The sequence below is a fragment of the Marisediminitalea sp. genome (assembly GCF_984433645.1).
Map to the genome: position 1 here is coordinate 1 of NZ_CFIDRX010000035.1, position 22,032 is coordinate 22,032.

Annotated in this window: 18 protein-coding genes; 12 read left to right on the forward strand and 6 right to left on the reverse strand. The window is 49.1% G+C overall.

The window, feature by feature from the left end; genetic code table 11:
- Positions 1-54: 54 nt before the first annotated feature.
- The 3 genes from AC4MRN_RS06775 to AC4MRN_RS06785 form a co-directional block, all read right to left on the reverse strand.
- Positions 55-2,427 carry a TonB-dependent receptor domain-containing protein gene (locus AC4MRN_RS06775; RefSeq protein ID WP_491202846.1) on the reverse strand — a complete coding sequence of 791 codons (2,373 nt, stop codon included), beginning with the start codon at positions 2,425-2,427 and terminating at the stop codon, positions 55-57.
- A gap of 371 nt (positions 2,428-2,798) precedes the next feature.
- Entirely contained in the window at positions 2,799-3,710 is a 912-nt protein-coding gene (locus AC4MRN_RS06780; protein WP_073317075.1) for a sialate O-acetylesterase, read from the reverse strand.
- A 155-nt stretch (positions 3,711-3,865) separates the two neighbouring features.
- On the reverse strand, positions 3,866-5,494 hold the full coding sequence (locus AC4MRN_RS06785) for a sodium:solute symporter (protein ID WP_073317072.1): 1,629 nt from the start codon (positions 5,492-5,494) through the stop codon (positions 3,866-3,868).
- A gap of 274 nt (positions 5,495-5,768) precedes the next feature.
- Here AC4MRN_RS06785 and AC4MRN_RS06790 point away from each other — a divergent pair, with 274 nt between their 5' ends.
- The 4 genes from AC4MRN_RS06790 to AC4MRN_RS06805 all read left to right on the forward strand — a co-directional run bounded on the left by AC4MRN_RS06790 (position 5,769) and on the right by AC4MRN_RS06805 (position 9,240).
- Complete coding sequence (locus AC4MRN_RS06790; RefSeq protein ID WP_073317069.1) at positions 5,769-6,488, forward strand: FadR/GntR family transcriptional regulator; 720 nt, start codon at positions 5,769-5,771, stop codon at positions 6,486-6,488.
- Positions 6,489-6,549: 61 nt separating this feature from the next.
- Complete coding sequence (locus AC4MRN_RS06795) at positions 6,550-7,329, forward strand: SDR family NAD(P)-dependent oxidoreductase (protein WP_073317066.1); 780 nt, start codon at positions 6,550-6,552, stop codon at positions 7,327-7,329.
- A 293-nt stretch (positions 7,330-7,622) separates the two neighbouring features.
- Positions 7,623-8,327 (forward strand): sulfite exporter TauE/SafE family protein, encoded by a 705-nt coding sequence (locus AC4MRN_RS06800; protein WP_073317063.1) that lies wholly within the window; start codon positions 7,623-7,625, stop codon positions 8,325-8,327.
- A 34-nt stretch (positions 8,328-8,361) separates the two neighbouring features.
- Positions 8,362-9,240, forward strand: a complete 879-nt coding sequence (locus tag AC4MRN_RS06805) for an SMP-30/gluconolactonase/LRE family protein (RefSeq protein ID WP_491202847.1) — start codon at positions 8,362-8,364, stop codon at positions 9,238-9,240.
- Positions 9,241-9,243: 3 nt separating this feature from the next.
- Here AC4MRN_RS06805 and AC4MRN_RS06810 read toward each other — a convergent pair whose 3' ends face one another.
- A complete protein-coding gene (locus AC4MRN_RS06810) occupies positions 9,244-10,248 on the reverse strand; it encodes a LacI family DNA-binding transcriptional regulator (protein WP_155016166.1) in 1,005 nt (334 codons plus the stop codon).
- Between the two features lie 185 nt (positions 10,249-10,433).
- On the opposite strand from AC4MRN_RS06810, the gene AC4MRN_RS06815 reads away from it, so the two are divergent.
- The 8 genes from AC4MRN_RS06815 (at position 10,434) to AC4MRN_RS06850 (ending at position 18,849) form a co-directional block, all read left to right on the forward strand.
- Entirely contained in the window at positions 10,434-11,492 is a 1,059-nt protein-coding gene (locus AC4MRN_RS06815) for an aldose epimerase family protein (RefSeq protein WP_155016165.1), read from the forward strand.
- A 367-nt stretch (positions 11,493-11,859) separates the two neighbouring features.
- Positions 11,860-12,903, forward strand: coding sequence for a UDP-glucose--hexose-1-phosphate uridylyltransferase (locus AC4MRN_RS06820; protein WP_370242357.1), 1,044 nt, complete (start codon positions 11,860-11,862; stop codon positions 12,901-12,903).
- Position 12,904: 1 nt separating this feature from the next.
- On the forward strand, positions 12,905-14,047 hold the full coding sequence (gene galK, locus AC4MRN_RS06825) for a galactokinase (RefSeq protein ID WP_491202848.1): 1,143 nt from the start codon (positions 12,905-12,907) through the stop codon (positions 14,045-14,047).
- A 62-nt stretch (positions 14,048-14,109) separates the two neighbouring features.
- Positions 14,110-15,672 (forward strand): sodium/sugar symporter, encoded by a 1,563-nt coding sequence (locus AC4MRN_RS06830; protein WP_491202849.1) that lies wholly within the window; start codon positions 14,110-14,112, stop codon positions 15,670-15,672.
- 102 nt (positions 15,673-15,774) lie between these two features.
- Positions 15,775-16,281 (forward strand): DUF8051 family protein, encoded by a 507-nt coding sequence (locus AC4MRN_RS06835; protein WP_491202850.1) that lies wholly within the window; start codon positions 15,775-15,777, stop codon positions 16,279-16,281.
- Positions 16,282-16,411: 130 nt separating this feature from the next.
- Complete coding sequence (locus tag AC4MRN_RS06840) at positions 16,412-16,861, forward strand: hypothetical protein (RefSeq protein ID WP_370164361.1); 450 nt, start codon at positions 16,412-16,414, stop codon at positions 16,859-16,861.
- Between the two features lie 159 nt (positions 16,862-17,020).
- Positions 17,021-17,656, forward strand: coding sequence for a metal-independent carbonic anhydrase family protein (locus AC4MRN_RS06845; RefSeq protein WP_255052373.1), 636 nt, complete (start codon positions 17,021-17,023; stop codon positions 17,654-17,656).
- A 269-nt stretch (positions 17,657-17,925) separates the two neighbouring features.
- Complete coding sequence (locus AC4MRN_RS06850) at positions 17,926-18,849, forward strand: class I SAM-dependent methyltransferase (protein WP_491202851.1); 924 nt, start codon at positions 17,926-17,928, stop codon at positions 18,847-18,849.
- Positions 18,850-18,902: 53 nt separating this feature from the next.
- On the opposite strand, the gene AC4MRN_RS06855 is transcribed toward AC4MRN_RS06850, so the two are convergent.
- Together AC4MRN_RS06855 and AC4MRN_RS06860 are read right to left on the reverse strand one after the other, a co-directional pair.
- Entirely contained in the window at positions 18,903-21,479 is a 2,577-nt protein-coding gene (locus tag AC4MRN_RS06855; RefSeq protein WP_491202852.1) for a cellulase family glycosylhydrolase, read from the reverse strand.
- Between the two features lie 4 nt (positions 21,480-21,483).
- Positions 21,484-22,032 (reverse strand): NAD-dependent epimerase/dehydratase family protein (locus tag AC4MRN_RS06860; RefSeq protein WP_491202853.1); only part of this gene is annotated, 549 nt, incomplete at its 5' end.

The following is a 22,032-nucleotide window of genomic DNA, read 5'->3' on the forward strand; positions in this document are numbered from 1 at the left end:
AAAAAGCCCCGGATATCAGACATACCCGGGGCTTTTAAGCACACACACTTTCACTTAGAAGCTGACTGTAACGCCCGCCCATAAGTTACGGGCTTTGTCTTTCACGTTGTAGTCGTCAGTAAAGTTCACTTCACTGGTCACGCCCCGACCGGTCAGGTATTCAAACTGCCCGTCGTTGTTCAGATCGTCGTAAGTCACTGAGTAAGTTGTGAAGTCGCGATCCAACAGGTTGTTGATACGCAGGTTCACAACCACATAGTCATTCAGTGTCCAGCGCGCGCCCAGGTTCAGCAGCGAGTAGTTCTTGAAGTAAAGCTCACGTTCCAGTACCGAATCGTAACCGCGGTAGCGATCAGAGCGGAACTCACCTTGCAAATACACATTCAGGTCGGCGTTGATGTCCCAGGTAATGTTGACATTGGCCATGTGCTCAGCGGTATTGGTAAGCGGCAGGCCAGCTTGTGAACCACTTTTCTGCTCACTGTCAGTCCAGGTGTAGTTGGCGTAAATTGACCACTCAGCGGTAAAGGCGTAGCGCCCAGCCATTTCAATACCCTGTAATTCCACTTTATCGATATTGATACGCTGACTGTAAGTGTCGTAGCCCAGTTCGTCGTATTCACCCAGGTTTACACAAGGGCGAACGCCGCCAGTGGTGTTACAGCTTTGTACCGTATTACCGCGGGCAATTTTGTCTTCAAAATCGGTGCTGAAATAGGTGATATTAAAGTTGTGCTCGTCTTTGCTCCAGTACAGGGCAATTTCTGAGTTTACGCTTGTTTCTGGTTGCAGATCCGGGTTACCCGCAAATGGGCTGGTACCCTGACCGCCGAAACCAATGATGCCGTCGTACAGGTCGGTCGTTTGTGGCGTTTTATAACCCGTGCTTACACCGCCCTTGACTGTCCAGTAATCAGAGATGTTGTAAACAGCATATAGACGAGGAGAGGTCTGGCTGCCGAACACGTCGTGATGGTCATAACGGAAACCCGCCGTTACCGTCATATTGTCCAGAATACCCCAGTTATCTTCAGCGAATAATGAGTACATTTTCTGTTCCTGTACTGCGCCTGCGTTACCTGATTCCAAACCAAATACGCCGTCCTGCAGTTCGCCGTCAATGATCTGTGCACCTACTACGAAGTTATGATCACCGGCCATATCTTCAACCGGAATATCCATACGCAGGTCGAAAGTATATTGACTGCTGTCCAGTGGACGGGCCGGGCGCGGTAGGAACGTGGCTTCAGCCAGGTCACGGCGCTCGTCTTCGCTCATGTCTGCGTATTCGCCAGTGGCGTCATACATAGCCTGAAGCAATTGACGTTCACTTACGCTCAGCGGCAGAGTACGGCCATTATTTTGCGTGTCTACATAGGCGAGTGATGCGGCAATCACACCGAAGTCCAGCTTGCCGTCGTAGGTTAAGGACCACCACTCACGGTCAAATTCTTGCTCTGCAGCATAGCCTGCACGCGGGTTTACCTGACCACGACGTGCCTGCCACAAGCTTTCAATGCTGTCACGCGTACCCAGTGGATAAATAATTTCACCGGTTTCCAGATTGTATTCCGGGGTATTGTCGTATTCCTGGTGCGAGTTGTCGTAATCGAATCCGATTTCATGACCTTCGGCAGGCGTGTAGTTCAGGGTAAACCCGTAATGTTCGCTGTTGTTGTCTACGGTACGACCACCACTACCAAAACCCAAAGAGCGCACGTGAACTGTGCCGTTTGGATCAACCGCCGGGGCAAGTTGTGGGGTAGAGGCTTGTTGTTCGTATAAACTGCCGCGAATACCCAGGCTCAGAATGTTGTCAATTAGCGGACCGGTTACCGAGAAGTCTGTGGTAATGTCATTACCGAAATCGTCGTTAGTTTGCACGCTGCGACCGAAGGTAATGTTGCCACCCCAGTCATTGCGATGCTTTTTGGTGATCACGTTAATAACGCCGCCCAGTGCATCCGCACCATACAAAGTAGATGCCGGCCCACGAATCACTTCGATACGCTCAATGGTATCCAGCGGCGGCAGGTGGTTAAAGGCATTTCCGCCAAAGTTGTTCGGGTAAATATCGCCGTGGTTGTTCTGGCGACGACCGTCAATTAAAAGTAGGGTGTACTCACCAGTAAGGCCACGCATACTCACGCTACCCTGACCTGTTTTATCGCGGGTCGTACCAATATCGATACCTTCCTGATACTTAACCGCATCCAGTAAAGAGGTAAACGAACGGGTTTTTAAATCTTCTGCGGTGATCACGGAGATGCTGGCTGGCGCTTCGGTAATTTTTTGCTCAAAGCCAGTCGCGGTAACCACCAAATGCTCGATATCTTCGCTATCCGGGATACTGGATGCGATGGCATTCATAGAGAAACTTAATCCTACCGCCATGGCAAGGCGTGAAACAGTGAGTCGAGCTTTCATAGTTATCCTTTCTTCGTGAGTCATCAGACGCAATGTCTTCGTCTGTGTAAAGATATGTAAAGAAGTGTAAAGAAAGGCGCATATGATAAGTCGCCAGATGTAATAGTCAATAGTAATGATAACGGTTATCATTTATGCTTTTGTTGGGGTAGTGAGCTGGAACCCCAAGTGTTCCGACTAGTAATAGCTATTTTTTTTAACTTAAACAGTGAGATAGAGAGATTTTTTGCTATTTCAGAGCATTGAGGTTGGCAGGCCTGGCTTAATTGATTTTCTTTTGGCATCTTTGAAAAAGGATGCCTGAAAGGCAGCCCTGTGAACCAAAATCAGTGCCGGTGTTAATGTCACTGGCACTGACTTGCACGGCGTACTTATTGTGCGGTACCACAGCCTTTTTCGAGCTTCCTAATGCTCTCGGCAAACGCTTTGCCCAAAGTAATGTAGTCCGCCGAATTATAATGCCAGCCATCATCCAAATGCTTAAACGTCTCCGTAACGGTAACTAAGTCCGCGCAAACATCTTCCTGCTCGAAGACACGCTGTGCCTGTTGCACTATGTGCCCCCAATTCATCCGTAAACCGTCTTCCGGGTCATTGTGAGAGTCGGTAATCTTACCCACTACAACCGGTAGGTCCGGCGCTCGCAGAGCAGCGCGCAGCAAGGCCATGATGTTTTTCAGGTTCTGCAAATACTGATTGGCAACTATTTCGCTGTCATAGGCGTCAGACTCTCCCTGCATCCAAATTATTCCCGCAGGGATCAAGGTGTCGGCCTCACCATCACCATCGATGTCACGCTCGGCAAAGGCTTGTCTTAACGTCGTCAGCGCATGATCGTACTGGTTAATTCCGTTGCCGCGACGATAGTCCGGGTACCAGTTGTTCCCTACGCCGTACCCCAGAGCAGAGCCGCCCAATGCGTATTTGATGATGGCAATGTTTTGGTCCGGATAGAGTTCCGCGATACGGTGTCCAAAGCCAACTTCCGGCCCGAAAAAAGCTGAGTGCATATTTTCCTTGCCCGATGACTTAAATTTTCTGCCGAAGCCAGGCTGTAGCGAGTCCCACATACCGCGGCCGCCACCCTTACTAAAATCGCCCGCCGGATTGCCGTTGAACATGCGCACTTCAGGCAAAGGTGCATTGTAGGGTGCGTTGAGCTCAGCATTATTGCCATATCCTGCCATATTGGATTGGCCTCCAAGATAATAAACCTGGTAGGTCTTCGCCTGTGTGGCGTGAGTTAACAGTAGCAGTAGTGCAGGTAATAAATATCGTGTCATAAGCAAGTGAATGTATTTGATGGTTGTGTTTTGGTGAGCCTAATGCAAGTAAGCATGCACTGGCTGGCTTTTTTTAAATTGGTTTCAAATACGAAAAAGCGGGCGACCACAAACTGCGTCATCGCCCGCTATCCAGGGTTATTGTTAACCGATCACTACCAGAAGCGAATATAGATAAATGCGGTGATACCTAAAATGCCTACGGTATGGATGTAATCCCATTTGTCTAAGCCGTCGATGACCTCACGCATGGTGCCCTTGCCTAAGGTTCTGAATGTCAGGCCTTTGAGTTTTTCTTCGCTCGCACGCTCGGTAAACATACTCACCACAATCATGATCACAGTGACAATGACGAACAGCAAAATACAGTAATACAGCCAGTTCATTTCAATGATCCAGGCTAAAGATGTGCTCTCTATGCTCTCCTTGAAAGGCAGGAGGACCAAACGAATCATGCCCAGTACAAAGCCTGATACCAGGCCAATATAACCGGCTGCCGGCGTAATGCGACGGCTTACCAAGCCCAGCAGGAACACAGCGGCAATGCCCGGTGCAATTAGCGACTGAACACTTTGCAGGTATTCATACAATACGTCAGCAATCAGGCTCATTACCGGAATCCACAGAATACCCAGGATAACGATCACAACCGTTGCGATACGGCCAACCTTCAGCAGGTGCTTCTCGCTGGATTCAGGTTTAAATTTCTTGTAGAAATCGATCGTGAACAGGGTGGCCGAAGAGTTAAACAGAGACGCCAATGAACTCATCAGGGCGGCGACCAAACCACCGATTACTATCCCTTTTACGCCAGAAGGCAGTAATTGTGCAACCAGGGTGGGGAAGGCCTGGTCGGCGCTGTCGTAGCTAATAATGCCTTTGGTTTTTAAGGCTACCGCAATCATGCCCGGGAACAGGAATATAAATACGGGCAGCAACTTAAGGTAACCGGCAAACATGGTACCGCGACGGGCTTCCTTAATGCCTTTGGCTGACAGTACGCGTTGTACAATGTATTGGTCGGTACACCAGTACCAGAAACCGATAATAAACGAGCCAAAGATGATGCCAGGCCAAGGGAATTCTGCGTCACTGGCCGAACGTATCAGGTGCAGGTTCGCTTCGTTGATTCGCTCAACTTCAGACCAGCCGCCAACCTGATCCAGCCCGACGACCAGAATCACGACTGAACCAATAATCAGCACAGGCGTTTGCAGAACAGACGTCCACATAATGGCTTTCATACCACCTAACACCGTATAAATTCCGGTGATGATGACCAGGCCCAATGCCGAAATCCAGAAGAAGTCGATACCCCAAATGCTGTCGATACCCAGAATGGTTTTGAACGCGATACCGCCGGCGTAAACCGTTACGGCGACCTTCGTTAACACATAGCTGACCAGTGAGATAACCGACAAAAAGGTGCGCGATTTTGAGTTGTAGCGGCGCTCCAGAAACTCGGGCATGGTGTAAACTTTGCTGCTCCAGTAAAAAGGCACAAAGAACCAACCCAGCAACAATATGATCCAGGATTGTAATTCCCAGTGCGCCAGCGCCATGCCAGACTGGGCACCAGAGCCGGATAAACCTACCAGATGCTCCGAACCGATGTTAGAGGCGAAAATGGAGGCACCAATCACCAGCCAGCTGGCGTTACGACCGGCCAGGAAATAGTCCGCGGTGTCTTCTTCCTTTTGACGCATCGACATCCCGACGACGCCGAGCAGAAGGACAAAAAATCCGGCCAGTACGAGCCAGTCGAGGGTACTTAATTCAACCATGAATGAACCTTGAAATGTACAGCATAAAAATTATTGGATAAAAATATTATATTACAAATGTGTTCATGGGAAGTGTTTTTGTTAATGCTGCGTTAACGCGTTGAGTGTGTGACGATGCCAATATCCGTGCAATTAAACGCCCGAAGTGCTTGCACAATGGGGCTTTAGATAATTATGATGGGTTCAGAATTTTAACAATAGCCTAGCGCAGCGCCGATCAAAAAGTATGATAGTATGTCGGTGTGAGCCAATAAGCAGAAAAGAATAAAATCCCATGGCGCGAATTGAGAATTTAAACCTATCTCAGCGAGTAACAAATGAGCTGGGCAAGTCAATCATTGCAGGCAAATACGGTGAAGGCAGTGGTTTGCCTACCGAAGCACAATTATGTGATGAATACGGCATTAGCCGTACCGCGGTACGCGAAGCCGTAAAAATGCTGGCGGCAAAAGGGCTGATTTCCTCCAGACCTCGCCAGGGGATCCGCGTAGAGCCGCCTGAAAACTGGAATCTGTACGATACCAGTGTGCTGGGCTGGATGCTGGAAAGCAGTCCGTCGCTGTTGGTCCTGAAAGAGTTTCTGCAAATGCGCCTGGCTATTGAGCCACAAGCTGCAGCGCTGGCGGCCCGTCATGGTTCACCTGAAGCGATTGCGCAAATCGAAAAGGCGTTGTTGGAAATGGACAATGCCGCGCAAACCCACGGTTCAATTCACGAGCCTGATTTGGCGTTTCACACCGCCATTCTACTGGCCAGCGGCAACCGCTTTTTCTATCAGTTACGCGACTTTATCACGACAGCACTGAACGTAAGTTTCCAGTACACCACCAATGCAAAAGACAGTTTGCAAACCATTGCCGATGAACATCGCAAGATTTATCTGGCAATTAAAAGTGGTGAAGCAGAGCGTGCGAAGAACATGATGGCATATTTAATTGACGAAGCGATGGCTTACATCGAGTTAAAAATCAGTGAATCTGCGACGGCAGAGTAAAGATCTTTAACCGCATTTCTGATATGGTATTTTTGTCGTTTACCGCTGGTAACATCTGGTTATGATCCAATCTTCTGATACAAACGCACAGTATCCTAGCCTGCGTGGCAAAAGTGTATTCATCACTGGTGGAGGCACCGGTATTGGTGAAGTCATGGTTGAGCAGTTCAGTGCTCAGGGCGCCAAAGTCTGCTTTGTCGACGTCAACCGCGAGAAAAGTCAGGCCCTTGTCGAACGTGTCTCTCAACGCTACGGTGCAGACGTGCTGTTTATTGAGTGTGACATACGCGATATCGCTTGCCTTGAAAGAGCCATAGCCAAAGCCGGTGAAGTCAATGGTGATGTTAGCGTATTGGTTAATAACGCTGCCGATGACACCCGCCACGAGCTGGAAGACGTGGATGAAGACTACTGGCAGGATCGCATTGACGTGAACCTGCGTCCGAGCTTCTTCGCTGCCAAAGCCGTGGTTGAACAAATGCGCCGTGGTGGCGGTGGCAGCATTATTAACGTGGGCTCTGTGAGCTGGCGTCAAAAGCAAACTTGCATGCCGGTATACACCACAGCCAAAGCGGCTATCGATGGGCTGACACGTACCCTGGCTGCCAAGTTAGGCGCAGATAAAATTCGCGTGAATACACTGGTTCCCGGATGGGTGATGACAGAGCGTCAGATGACCCGATGGGCGAGTCCCGATATTGTAGAAGAAGTACAACAAGCGCAATGTATCCATGAAACGCTGTTGCCTATTGATATTGCCCGAGCAGCGTTGTTTATGGCTTCTGATGACAGCAAAATGATGACTGCGCAAACCCTTATCATCGACGCAGGCTGGGTGTAATACCCGGCCTCGAGCGTATTTCAGCCTCACTTTTCTAAAAATTTCTTCACACTTTGCATCGAATGGCTCGCCGGTTTTACTCTATTTATTTTGCCGGCTTTCAGCTGACAATAGCGTGCCGGCGAGTGTCAGAACGCGCTGATCAACATTCCGTAATCATACTATTAGCATCCGTAATCGTCAGTTGTTGCAAAATTGTGTAATTTCTGGCAATGTGCACCACATAAAAAGTAATATAATATGTAAATTGTGGTGAGTAACACGCGAGTTGTGCTTACGAAAGGAATGTTTGCTTGACCGATTTTATGTTGGTGTATCTGGTCTTGATTGTGGGAGCCTGCCTGCAAAGCGTCATCGGCTTTGGTTTGGGGTTGTTAGGGGCGCCCTTGATCTACCTGCTCATGCCGGAGCTGGTGCCAGGGCCCATGATCCTGAATGCATTATTGTTAACAACCTTGTTGGCGGTGAAGCATCAATACGACATTGATTTAAAACAGACCGGCTTCTCCATTCTCGGTGGCACCGCAGGTGTGCTGGTGGCGGGCAGCGTATTGTTGTTTATAGATGCCCATCAGTACCAGATGCTTCTTGGCTTTTGTATTCTGGCTGCGGTTATTTTGTCGATGGTCGGTGTCAGGCCGCGCATCAGTGTGATCAGTAATCTTATCGCAGCCATGGTCTCGGGATTTATGGGTACCACAACGTCTGCGGGTGGTGCACCGATGGGCCTGCTCTATCAGTCGGAAGACAAAAACAAAATTAAAGCTAATCTCAGTGTGTTCTTCGTGTATATCAATATGTTTGGTATCGCGGTGCTCTGGTTTACCGGCGCGGCCGGACATAAAGACCTCGAGCTCTTTCTGCGCTGTATCCCGGCTATCCTGACTGGTTGGTTGCTGTCTTATTTTGTAAACCGCAGACTCAATGAACTCTTCATCCGCAAGCTTATTCTGGCCGTGGCTGCATTTGCAGGCATGGCGTTGATTCTGGCACACTAACCGCCGGTTATTGTTTCATTTAAGTCACTCTATTATGGCTGTTGCCTCGCTTCTCGCTACCTATCCAGTTGCCTGCACACTCGGTGAAGGTCTTCATTTCAGCGCTCGACTTAACCGTCTTTTTTGGGTCGATATTAAAGCCCCTGCGTTATTTGCTATGTGTTTGCAGTCACGTGACATCCAGCGAATTGCGATGCCAGAGCCGATTGGCTGGATTAAGGAAACCACAGAAGGCAGGTGGATCGCAGGGTTTCAAAGTGGTGTGTACTGGCTTAATGCACATTTTGAGCAAGCGGGAAAAGTGTGCGAGTTACCTAACGAACCTGCTACAAATCGTCTGAACGACGCCAAGACTGATCGCGAAGGGCGATTGTATTTTGGTTCTATGGACAACAACGAACAACTGCCCAGTGGTAAACTTTACCGCTTATCCGCTGAGGGAGCCGCCGAGGTCGATCATGGCTATGTGGTGTCGAACGGCCCTGCGTTTAGCGTATCCGGTGAATATTTGTATACCGTAAGTTCTGCAGAAAGGGTCATTTATCGCGCCAGGGTAAATAACGCAGGCGGTCTGACAGACAAGCAGCCGTTTATTCAGTTCTCCGCTTCAGACGGCTATCCTGATGGCCTTACGGTGGATGCCAACGACCGAATTTGGGTGGCCTGTTGGCAAGGATACGGCATTCGGTGTTATGCGCCGACGGGGAAACTCATCCGTCATATTATGCTTCCCGCGCCGCAGGTGACTAACGTGCTGTTTGCAGGCAGTGCATTCGATACGTTATTCGTTACTACAGCCCGTATTGGATTGAATGATACGCTGCTGAACAGGTACCCGCTTTCCGGTGCTGTGTTCGCATTGGATGTCAAACAGCAGGGTATCGCAGAACAGCTAGTCGCGCTTACCCCATAAGGGTTATTTAACCCGGCTTACCGAGTCTCGTTTCACAATGGTAGGAGTATACTTAAACGTAGTGCCAGGCTCAGGAAACTCACCCTTCGCACAATCCAGTGCCAGTTTCGCAGCATGTGTCGCCATCATTTCTATGGGGTAGCGAAGCGTGGTTAATTTAGGGCGACAGTACTTTGCCAGTAGCACGTCATCGTAGCCAATTAGCGAGACTTTATCGGGTACTGCAATGTTGTGATCCAATAACATAGACAGGGCACCAGCCGCCATGGCATCGTTGTACGCCAGAATAGCGCTGAATTTCACGCCGCGAGACAGCAAATTCTGTACTGCAGCTTCACCACCTTCCTGATCAGGCGTAGCAAACTCAATGTGTGAATCCGGCAGACTTTTGCCCGCTTCACTTAGTGCCAGCTTAATGCCGTCTAAACGCTGAACCGGGTCGAGAATTTGGTAACGACTGCTAATAACGGCGATGTCTTCGTGGCCGTGATGTAAAATGTGTTCGGCCATTAACTTACCGCCTGCCTGGTTATCCAGCCACACGCAACGATTGCCGATAGCCTCTATATAGCGGTTGATTAGCACAAATCCCGGTACCTGATTGGCAAAGTGCACCAGTGTATCGTCGTCCAGAAATTTACTGTGCACAACCATGGCTTCACAGCGGTGCTCCATCAGGGTTTCTATTGCCCGCATTTCGGTTTCCGGGCTGGTGGAGCCGGCACTCATCAGAATCTGAATATTGCTGGTGCGACACAGGGTTTCAATACCATGAGCCAGACTGGCAAAGAAGGGGTCGTGCAATTCGGCAATCACCACGCCGATGGCGGGGTTGCGCTGGGTAACCAGTGCCCGGGCGTTGGCATTGGGCCGGTACCCCATTTCGTCCATAATCTTCTTTACGCGCTCCCGGGTGGCGTCGCCGACTTTAGGGCCATTGTTAATGACCCGGGAAACGGTGGCCAGTGACACACCTGCAGCGCTGGCTATATCTTTAATTGTTGCCATGTAGCTAAGAAATCCTGTAACACATCTTCATTGGTAGAGTAAAACATTTCCCACAGTGGGTGTTATGTTTTTGTTCGTTAAAAAGGCTTGCTTGAACAAATTGTTAACAAGAGTTTACCACACTTATTGATTTATGAGGTAAAACGTATAACCTTTCTTGCAACACTCTTTAGAAAGGTTATGGCATGACACACAATACGCCCGGAATAGCATCACGAGCCTTCGGCAAGGTTGGCGGCACAGAAGTGGATTTATACACCCTCACCAATGAACAGGGAATGCAGGTACAGGTAAGTACACTGGGCGCGACATTGGTTGGGGTGTTTGTGCAAGACAAACACGGTGAATTCGACAATGTCGTACTCAGTATGGCAAGTGCTGAAGATTACCTGGCTGACACCGCATTTTTAGGGCGCACTGTTGGGCCGGTTGCTAATCGTATCGCGCAGGCGCAGTTTGAGGTAGACGGGGTTAGTTACCCGCTCGATAAAAACGATGGAGAGCACTGTCTGCACAGCGGCCCCAGTGGTTTTCACAATAAGATCTGGAATGCATCCGGTACATTAACGGCTGAAGGTTGTGAGCTACGTCTCGTTGTGAAACACGGCCACCTGGAAGGCGGTTTTCCGGGCAACAAACAGGTAGAAGTGCGCTATCTTCTTGGCCATGACAATACCCTTCGGATTCTATTTCATGCTGAGTCCGACCTCAAAACACCAATAAGCCTGACCAATCATGCGTATTTCAATCTGGCCGCCGGTGGCGATGTGCTGAGTCATCATTTGCAGTTGCGTTCCGGCGCTATTACACCGGTTACGGATACGCTGATCACGACGAAAGATTTCATGCCAGTAGTGAATACACCTTTTGATTTTGAGCCAGCTAAAACCATTGGTAAAGCGTTGGTAAGTGATCACACACAAATGCAGATTGGCAGTGGATATGATCACAATTATGTATTGAACAGTGAAGGCGGGCCGTTCGCAGTGCTGGCTGATCCACAAAGTGGGAGACGTATGACGGTCTCTACGGATATGCCGGGTGTGCAGTTGTATTCAGCTAATTTTGTGCAAGGGACACAAAATGCTGCGGGAGAACATCCTTTTCAACAATATGCAGGTGTGTGTCTGGAAGCTCAGAACTATCCCGACACCCCCAACTGGCCAGACAGACCGGACTTTTGGGTTTCGCCGGAACGGCCTTATCAGGCATTTATTCAGTATGATTTCGATGTTCTGAGCTAAATAAAAGCGCATTTTTATAAAGCCGCCATACAGGTGGCTACGGTTTTATTCTGACTCTTTCCACACAAGCGCGTTGTCGCAATATGAATATTTCGTTGCAAATTATTCGCTGAGACGGCGCAATCACCGCCTGTTTTCATTATAGCCTGTCCAAGTTAAATCATTGATAATTATATTATTATTATAATTATCGCGAAAATCCTAATGTAGATGTTAAAAAATTACATACTTCGTTTGTTTACAAAAAGGAATTTTTATTTACAATAGGTAAAACGTTTTACCTCATCATAAACTCACGCTGAAAGATTGCTATTCTGACTCTGGTTTTAGCGAATTTCGGCGAGTGAACAGCTTAAAGGGCTTTGGAATGACAACTGCGTTCAATCCTTCTGATCATCCTCATCGTCGATACAATCCATTGATTGGTGAATGGGTGTTGGTATCTCCCCATCGCGCAAAACGTCCTTGGCAGGGACAGAGCGATGAACCCGACAATACCCCTCGTCCGTCTTACGATGAAACCTGTTACCTGTGTGCCGGCAACAAACGCATCAACGGCGAAATGAATCCGGTTTACGAGCAAACGTTTGTATTCACCAATGATTTCGCCGCATTGCAGGAAGATACGCCAGACGCAGAGTCGAATGATCCTTTGTTTCGCTTTCAGGCTGAGCAAGGCTGTAGCCGGGTTATTTGTTTTTCGCCCGATCACAGTAAAACGCTACCAGAACTGACTAACTCGCAGCGCGAAGCTGTGGTTGCGACCTGGATGGAGCAAACTGCAGAGCTTAGCCAGTCCTATGGCTGGGTGCAGGTGTTTGAAAACAAGGGCGCAATGATGGGCTGCTCCAACCCGCACCCGCACGGACAGGTTTGGGCGCAAAAGCACATGCCTACCCTTGCCGCCAAGAAATCAGAACGCTTTACCGACTATTTCCAAGCGCATGGAAGCAGCTTGTTGCTAGACTATGCAAAGCGCGAAATTGAACAGGAAGAACGCGTGGTATGCAGAAACGAAGACTGGGTTGTTGTCGTTCCATACTGGGCCGCTTGGCCATTTGAAACCCTGTTACTACCTCGGTTTGCCGTGTCTTCACTTGCCGATATCACCACGGAGCAAGCTGCATCACTGGCAGATATTGTAGGTGTGATCACGACCAAATATGACAACCTGTTCAACACATCATTTCCTTATTCAATGGGATGGCACAGCCAGCCATTTAATGGCGAAGCACGTCCTGACTGGGGCTTGCATGCCCACTTTTTCCCGCCGTTGCTGCGTTCTGCAAGTGTGCGCAAATTTATGGTCGGTTACGAGATGATGGCTGAAGCACAGCGCGATATTACCCCTGAACAGGCTGCGGAACGCCTGCGTGCGCTTTCAAACGTGCATTACAAAGAGACGAAATAAGATGGCAAAAGACAATGCATTACTGGCTGTATTTGAGGAGTTTTTTCAACACAGCCCAACAATTGAAGTGCACGCACCAGGCAGGGTAAACCTGATCGGTGAGCATACTGATTACAACCAGGGATTTGTTTTTCCCGCGGCAATCAATTTTGGTACCCGCATTGTTGGCTCACCGCGTGATGACCGTACTATTAGGGTAGTCGCCGTCGATTACGATTACGCCCAGTGTGAATTTTCTCTCGATGATATCCAACACGTTGACTACCCCGGCTGGTCTAACTATGTCCGCGGCGTTTGCAAAGAATTATTGCAAGACTACCCGGATCTGCAGGGCGCAAACCTGGTGATTACTGGCAACGTTCCTCAAGGTGCAGGTCTCAGTTCTTCTGCGTCGTTTGAGGTTGCCATTGCCAGCGCCTTCAACCAACTGTATTCACTGGGTATCGACGGTGTCAATGCGGCACTGATAGGTCAGCGCGCAGAAAACAATTTTGTCGGCTGTTCCTGCGGCATTATGGATCAGCTTATTTCAGCCATGGGTAAAAAAGATCAGGCGATGTTACTGGATTGTAGGGACCTGTCTCGTCAATACATAAGTCTGCCAGATGATTTTGCCATTATGATCATCAATTCAAACGTAAAACGTGGGCTGGTAGACAGTGAATACAACCTGCGTCGTCAGCAGTGCGAAGGCGCGGCAAACGCTATGGGCGTAGCCAGTTTGCGAGAGGCAGACTTAACCTTACTGGCAGCGAACCAGGCCAATATGAGCGATGAAGAGTTTCGTCGTGCGCGTCACATCATTACTGAAAATGCGCGTACAGAAGCCATGTTTGCCGCACTGAAGCAAAATGACATTGCGACAGTCAGTGAACTAATGGCGCAATCGCACGTGTCGATGCGCGATGATTTCGAAATCACCGTTCCGCCAATTGATTACCTGGTTGAAGTCATTGGCGAGGAAATTGGCAGCCTGGGTGGCGTGCGAATGACGGGCGGTGGCTTCGGTGGTTGTGTTGTTGCTTTATTACCAAAAAATCTCACCGAAAAGGTGTCTAAACTGGTAGAAGCCAAGTATCATGCCCACACACAACTGAAACAAACGATTTACATTTGCACAGCGGAACAAGGCGCATTTGTTTAACAAATCGGCTGGTTGCAGTAACAATGTAGTATTAAAACAACAAAAAGTGTATGGAAAATAGTATGAACATAGCAACGTTGGATATTGCGCTCTTTGTCCTTTACGTGGTTGCGCTTATCGGGATTGCCTGGTGGGTATCACGTGAAGAAAAGGGACACGAAAAAGACACCAATGATTACTTTCTTGCTGGCTCGAGTTTGCCATGGTGGGCCATTGGTGCCTCATTGATTGCGGCAAACATCTCTGCCGAGCAGATCATCGGTATGTCGGGATCTGGCTATATGGTGGGTTTGGCAATTGCCTCTTATGAGTGGATGGCTGCGATTACCCTAATCATTGTTGGTAAATACTTCCTGCCTATTTTCCTGAAACACAAAATCTACACCATGCCGCAGTTCCTCGAGCAGCGCTATGATCACCGTGTACGTATGGTTATGGCGGTATTCTGGCTCGGTGTGTATGTCTTCGTTAATCTTACAGCGGTGTTGTGGTTGGGCGCATTAGCGATCAATACCATGGCAGGCGTGGACCTGATGTACGGGATGATTTTCCTGGGTCTGTTCTCGCTGGCATACTCACTTTATGGTGGCCTGAAGGCGGTTGCGATGACCGACATTATTCAGGTTGTGCTGCTCGTCGCAGGTGGCTTGTTCCTGTCGTATACAGCGTTAAATCTGATCGGTGATGGCCAGGGCGTACTGGCTGGTTTTGCTACGGTTACCGAGCAACTGCCTGGCAAGTTCGACATGATCCTAAGCGAAGACAACCCTCACTATATGGACCTGCCTGGCCTGTCGGTACTTATTGGTGGTCTGTGGATCATGAACCTGTCTTACTGGGGCTTTAACCAGTACATCATTCAGCGCACGCTGGCAGCCAAGAGTGTGAATGAAGCGCAGAAAGGTATCGTATTCGCTGCTTTCCTTAAAGTATTGATGCCGTTGATTGTGGTGCTACCGGGTATTGCTGCTGTGCTGTTAGTGCCAGATCTGGAAAAAGCTGACCAGGCATACCCGTCGTTAATGACGCTAATGCCTGTAGGTTTGAAAGGGATTATTTTTGCTGCATTGGTGGCAGCTATCGTGTCGTCACTGGCATCTATGACCAACAGTGTTTCAACCATCTTCACCATGGATATCTACAAAGATCGCAACCCGGGTAAGTCTCAGCAACACTATGTAAAAGTAGGTCGTATCGTGAGTCTGGTTGCCTTGTTGATTGCAATGGTTGCCGCTAAGCCGTTGTTAGGTCAGTTCGACCAGGCATTCCAGTATATTCAGGAATTCACTGGCTTCTTTACTCCGGGTATCGTTGCCTTGTTCGCATTAGGTATGTTCTGGAAGAAAACCACTGCAAATGGTGGTTTGGTTGCTGCTATCGGCTCCGCCGTGTTCAGCCTGAGTTTCAAACTGTTGTTGCCTGAACTGCCATTTATGGACCGTGTTGGTATCGTATTCCTGCTGTGTGTCGGTTTAGCTGTGATTGTGAGCCTGATTGAAAGCAAAGGTGACCACGCGAATGCGGTTGAGCTGAATGACATCAACTTTAAAACGACCTCAGGCTTTAATCTGGCGTCACTGGCACTGACGATTGTCGTTGCCGCGTTCTATATTATTTGGTGGTAACCACCGCTATAGAAATCAAAAGCCCCTCTCGCAGGGGCTTTTTTTTACCTCTTGTTCACCCTGGCTACCCGATACTGTTCTCATCGTTATTTGGAGGACTTTATGCACCGTACACTTTCGTTATTATTGTTGTTATCTGGCCTGGGGTTATCGATTCTTGTCCCTGGCGGGCCAGTAGAAACCCGCGATTTCTCGCATATCTCACCTATCATTCTGGCGCTGTTTAACAGCTACCTTACTGCACTTGGGGTAGGGAGTTTTATGCTCGCGTACTTTTGTTTTCAGCGCCAACGCTGGGCATTTAAGGCAGCCGTGTTGGCAGGGGGGAGCTACTTGTGGGTTTATGCTATCGACCTGACTCGCGTATTTCCGACCTCGCCTACGCCAATGCCAACGGCACTGGAAGTGGTCGAAATTCTTGGTGTTTTACTGGCGCTGCCCATGAGTATTATTGCTACCCGACTGGCATGTTCCCAACCGCTGTCGATGTCAACGAGGCGTGCTGCCGGCGGTCAACGCGCTTTGATTCTTGTGTCGGGCGCTCTGTTATTCGTGTTGTCGGCCGGCATTATCTTATTTGCTACACTGGCCGCTATGGGGCGGCTGTAATTATTTTCAATGTCGGTGAGATTTCGCAGAACCTGTTGAATAATTGAGCGGTTAGCGCTATAACCAAGAAAGGTTGTACTGCGTTTATCAGCGTTGTGCCCGGATACAGATTCAACGCATGGAGACGTTAGTGAGTTCAGCGCGGACAGCAAAATTGTACGATGTGTTTTACCACGACAAATACGGTAGTGTGAAGTTACGCATTATTGGCAATGTGCTTGTGTCACAGTTTGAGGGGCCATGTGGCGTACGGCTGGCCAAGAACTTCAAACGTGATGTTATTGAATTTGTTTCCATTCTGGAACACCAGCCTTGGGCCTACATGAGTATTTCCAATGGCTTTGAAGCCGCCACCGCTGACGCACTCACTATTCTTACCGAGTCCTTTGTGGCTTGTGGTAGCCGGGGCTGTAGAGCCGAGGCTTATGTGATGCGCTCACCAATTGCCCGGCATCAGGTCAACGCTATGCGCAGTAAAGCCGGGTTGGAAATAAACGATGCCGTGTTTTTTCCGGATTATCGCAGTGCACGGAGACACCTCAACAGCGCGCTGGCTACGTCAACCATTCCGCAAGCTTAATTCTGGTACTACAGGCCTGGTGAGATTAGAGCCGGCGTTTTTAATGTTCTTTTAATGTTCCTTTCAAGTCTTATTCAGACTGCTTCAATACACTTATTCATGAAGATTCACACAGCGACATGTTAGTCGTTAGATTCATTTGGATAAGAGAGTATTGCTATGAGAAATATTAAATTACCATCGCTAGTTGCTTTGTCCCTGACTTCTGTATTTCTGACTGGTTGTGCGACAGCGCAATCTCAACAACTTCAAAATGAAGCAAGTAAAGTGGCTTCGCAGCCAGTCTCGTCAGCCGTAGTAGACAACCAATTATTATATTCGGATGTGTGCATCTCAGAGCGGGAAGTGGTTGAGGCCCAAAAAATGTGGGGAGATGGCATTGTCCGCATTGGGTCAGTGTTTTCCGCCAAGGGAGATTACAAAACTGAAGCGGCAGACTTTATTCAGGATATGTATGGCTACGATTTAAGCAGTGTTCTGTTTAAACCGACACTGGCAGCCAAAGTACAGTTTCGATCGAGCTTCGACGCAGCGCTGTCGTATTTTGTAGGCGACAACGCGTCTTACTCCGAGGACAAGGGCTTTGCCATTAAGCCTTACACCAACGTGAAATTTGAAAATGTAGGCATCATCAACAACAGTTGCAGCATGGCGGTTGCAATGGGTAACTACTATTTTTCTGATACCAAAGGGGGGGAAACAAAGGTTGAATATACGTTCGCCTACGTGAAGGACAAGTCGGGCAAATTGAGAATTGTTGCGCACCAGTCCTCACTGCCTTATTCACCGTCGTAAATACATTTTACAGTGGCCGAAATGACGAGGGAATGGTTGTTCCCTCGTACTTTCTTTTACCCTTGCGTTAATTATTTTCCGCGTTTCAATCCTCACCATTCATTGTTAATAATCAGAATTAAAACCGTTTTTGCAATGGCAATGTGGAATTGCCGAATACAAGGGAGTGCAGAGGATGCTGGTTTATGCGGTGTCACACAAGTTGTTGTAATGGTGTGTTGATGGCCTTACTATTTTAATAACGAGGGAACGCCGGAGATACGACAGTTATGCCGTTTAGGAAAGTCAGCTTTTTAGGATTTACGCTGGGTATTACTGCCGACAAATACAGTGCGGGCATTAGTATTGCTTATAATGGTTCACTGTGGAAAGCGCTCACAACGTCTATTCAACGCAAGCGCCGTAAACAGATGACGGATAAGCATGCCGCCGATGTTGAGAAATCCTCTGCCCAGCCGGCCCCGGTTGCACAAGGAACCCTTCAGGAGCAGATAAACAGTACGTACTGGTATCACACGCTTCACTTTGACAATGGACTCACTACTCCAGGGCAATTCGATCAAAATCCGATATTAGACCGTTACTGCTTGCCCGACCGTTTGGACGGAAAACGGGTTCTGGATGTGGCTACATTCGACGGGTTCTGGGCCTTCGAATTAGAGAAACGCGGCGCGAGTGAGGTGCTGGCGCTGGATGTAGAAGGGCCAGCCGACTGCGACTATTTGCCATCAAGAATGGCGCAGGCAACTGAGGAAGAGCTCAGTATTAAGTTCGGGCGCGGATTTGCTATTGCAAAAGCGGCCTATAACTCCAAGGTGGAACGGGTAATATGTAATGTCTACGACTTGTCACCAGACAAGTTCGGCATGTTCGACGTTGTTCACTCTGGTGATTTTCTTATCCATTTGAACAACCCGGTAAAAGCCTTACAGAATATTGCAAAAGTATGTCGTGAATACGCCATCATATCGGATGTTTACGATCCAAGTCTGGAGGCCATGGGGGAGCGAAAATACCTGCAATATCATGGCGGTCACAATGACGTAACCTGGTGGAGTTTCAGTTTGTCGGGTCTGCGCGCGATGATCGAGGATGCAGGCTTTAGTCGAGTCGAACTTATTGCAGATTTTACCTATGGTCAGCGAGGCCATCCGGAGAATATGCATCACGCCGTCTTTAAAGCCTATAAATAGAGCAATAGTATACTGCATAGTTAAAAGGGACCTGATGCGGTCCCTTTTTCGTTTTATTCGCTTAACGCGACCAGTGCAACTTCGCCGAGTTCTATCCCCCGACGGTGCTTGTGATGGTTTGAACGTGACGCCGGTAATTGCAACTGCAAGCCACTAAGCTGCTGTAAATCCAACGCGCCGGCTGTGCTATTTGCTGGTAACGTGACAGGCATAAACATGGGGTAAGCCCTTGGCATAACCGTCGCAACCGGTTTCAGCGCATCCAGCGGTATGACAAGCGTTTGCCATTCATTGGTTATGGCAACACTGGCGCCGAAGGCCAGGCCGTCATTGGCAATAACACCCAGTGCCAGGATGTCTTTGTGTGTAGTCGCTCTCACTCGCAGTGCCAATGCGTTATAGCCGGTTAAATCACGGCCCTGAATCGTCAGGTCTTTAGGCAGTTCGGTGCGCAGTAAAGACCCTCCCAAGGGATGATGAGGCTCAAATACCTCCAATCGCACGCTCTCTCCGTCCGCTGAGGCCGATGAGGCAGGCCATGCAATGGCTTGTTGAGGTGTGATCAGCGCCGCGCGATCCACGGCCGGGTCGAAAATGACAACAGGCGAGAGCGCAGGCATTAACACCGTGTTGTACTGACCCGCTGTTACATGGTCCCAGTCCTGAGGACTACCGCTTACTTTGCCCGGAAATGTTATAGTTTTTCCGCTGTCATTTACCGTAAAGACATATTCCAATTTGCCGGGCTGTTGCCAGGCGTCATCTTCAGGCAACGATGCTTCAAACACGCCCTGTCCGGCCGTTGTCATAGGAATAGCCAGGTAGTCGTTGTAGCCCTGATATTTCAATTGCAGGCTCACTTGTGCTTTGTTGCTGATTCCTTGTGCTTCTACGCGGAATATCAGGGGATCGCCAAGCGTGTGCTGCCGTGCAGCCTGATGAATTAACACCGGCTCTACAGTGGGGATAGTGGGTAAAAAATAGCGGTTATCGATGGTGGAGTCAGGCTTTACGCCGGATTTTTCAGATAACACATAGATGCCGGGCTGCACGGTAATGCGCCCGTTTTTTGCCTTCTCGGCTTGCGCGATGGGCTCTGCTTCAGTGCCACCAATACGTACTGCAGTAAACCGGCTTCCCAGGTCAGGCAAATTTATCTGAATATCGCGATGCTGCACGTATAACCGGCTTACCTCGCGTTGCAAGCTTGAGGATTGATACGCATCCTGTAAGTTGATCACATCAGGGAAGACTTCCAGACGCCAGTCACCATTCTCCAGGCGGTCCAGAAAGTAGGCACCGCTTCCGGTGTAACTAACCAGAGGTGAGCTACCGACACCGGCGATATGTTCCAATGAATTTGCTTGTTTGGGTTTGGTATTCGTACTGTTGGTGTAATAGAACTGCTTGCCATCGTCGAATACGGCCTGGTTTTGGTTGTAGCTGAGGCGTGTATGCCCAAACTGGTTGTTAGCCGGGTAGTCTGCAGCCTGGTAATCAACCGGCAGTGCACGAAATTCCTCGCCAGCAATCATCAGGCTTATCGCTTTGCCCGGTGTGTACAGCAGGTTTAAAAAGTGCGTGTTGTAGTCGGAGTTGGTGTCGGCAATCACCGCAGGATCGTAAGCAAATTGCGTGGCCCACTGAAAGCCGGCTTGTTTGAAGCTACGTGCCATCGCGGGGTACATAACCGTATGTGCCACGTCTGCGGCGTCAAATTCGTACACCATTCGCGCCTTCGGCGCACAGGCTTCGATGCCTGCAAACGGATCGGTATAGCGTGAAACCGCTGGCAACATATTGGTGTTCATTGCGCTGTATTTCAGCAGTCCAGTGGGATACCACTGATAGGCGATACCGTCGATGTTGCTGTTACACAAAGCCTCAGCAAATTGCGGCTTGTTGCCTTGTTCAGCAATGTTGTAGAACAAGGGTTTGGTGACGCCTGCTGCACGCACGGCGTTAATCAGCCGGTTTACGTAAGCCTTTGCGTCCTCAGGAGGTTGAGGATGCTTGGGTTCGTTGAACAGTTCAAAAGCAATGATGTCAGGATCGGTACCAATTACCCGATTGGTATAGCGGTTTTTGTGTTGCAAAAACTGCGTAAGATAACGTTCCTGAGCGGCAATTAAGTGTTCTTTTTCATTCATGTCTGACTTGCTGAAGCCAACCGCAAAGCCGGGTTCCTCCGGATCGGGCTCCGGGTAACCTGAGCCCCACCATGCTATCGGTGTAATAATGGCCTTTATGCCGCGTTCCTGTAAACGCATCATCAGGTAGTCAAACAGTTCAAGGTTGTGGTTATTCAGCAGGTTGCCTTGCTTGTCGCTGATGACTTTGTCCCACACGTGAATGCGGTAGGCATCGAGTTTCAGGCGTGCAATGTGAGCCACATCCATGTCGATAGCGGCTTTGTGATCAATACCGCGGCGCTCGATGGCGCGATAGCCATAGGCAAACGGCGCACTGTAATTCACACCAAACAGGGCGACAGGTTCGCCTGTGTCCTGCCAGCGCATTTCGCCGTTTTCAACTGCGATATCGCGAGCGTTAGCACTCAGGGCAATCGATAACAACAGGACACAAAAAAATGGAATCGCGTAGCGGAGAAGTGAACGTGATAGCGACATTGTATTACTCCTTGTCACCCTGATAGCCATTAGGGTTGTTTGATTGCCAGTGCCAGCTTGAGGCCACCATGTCAGTTAAATCCCGTGTAGCCTGCCATCCCAGAAATGATTTGGCGCGATTGGCATTAGCATAGCATTTTGCGACGTCACCCGGGCGTCGTGGTGCAATTCTATATGGCACCGGTTGTTCACTGGCAGATTCATAGGCCTTGACCATTTCCAATACAGAGACACCCTGTCCGGTGCCCAGGTTAATGATATGTGAGCCTGGATTTGCCGCCAATTGTTCCAGCGCTGCAACATGCCCTTCCGCGAGGTCACACACGTGAATGTAATCACGTACTCCGGTACCGTCGCTGGTTGGGTAGTCATTACCAAATACCGACAGCTGTTCGCGCTTGCCACAGGCTACCTGAGCTATAAAGGGCATCAGGTTGTTCGGAATGCCATTGGGATCTTCCCCAATCAGGCCACTCGGATGCGCGCCAACCGGGTTAAAGTAACGCAAAATAATGGCACTGAAACGCTCAAAGGCCACACAGGTATCCTGCAT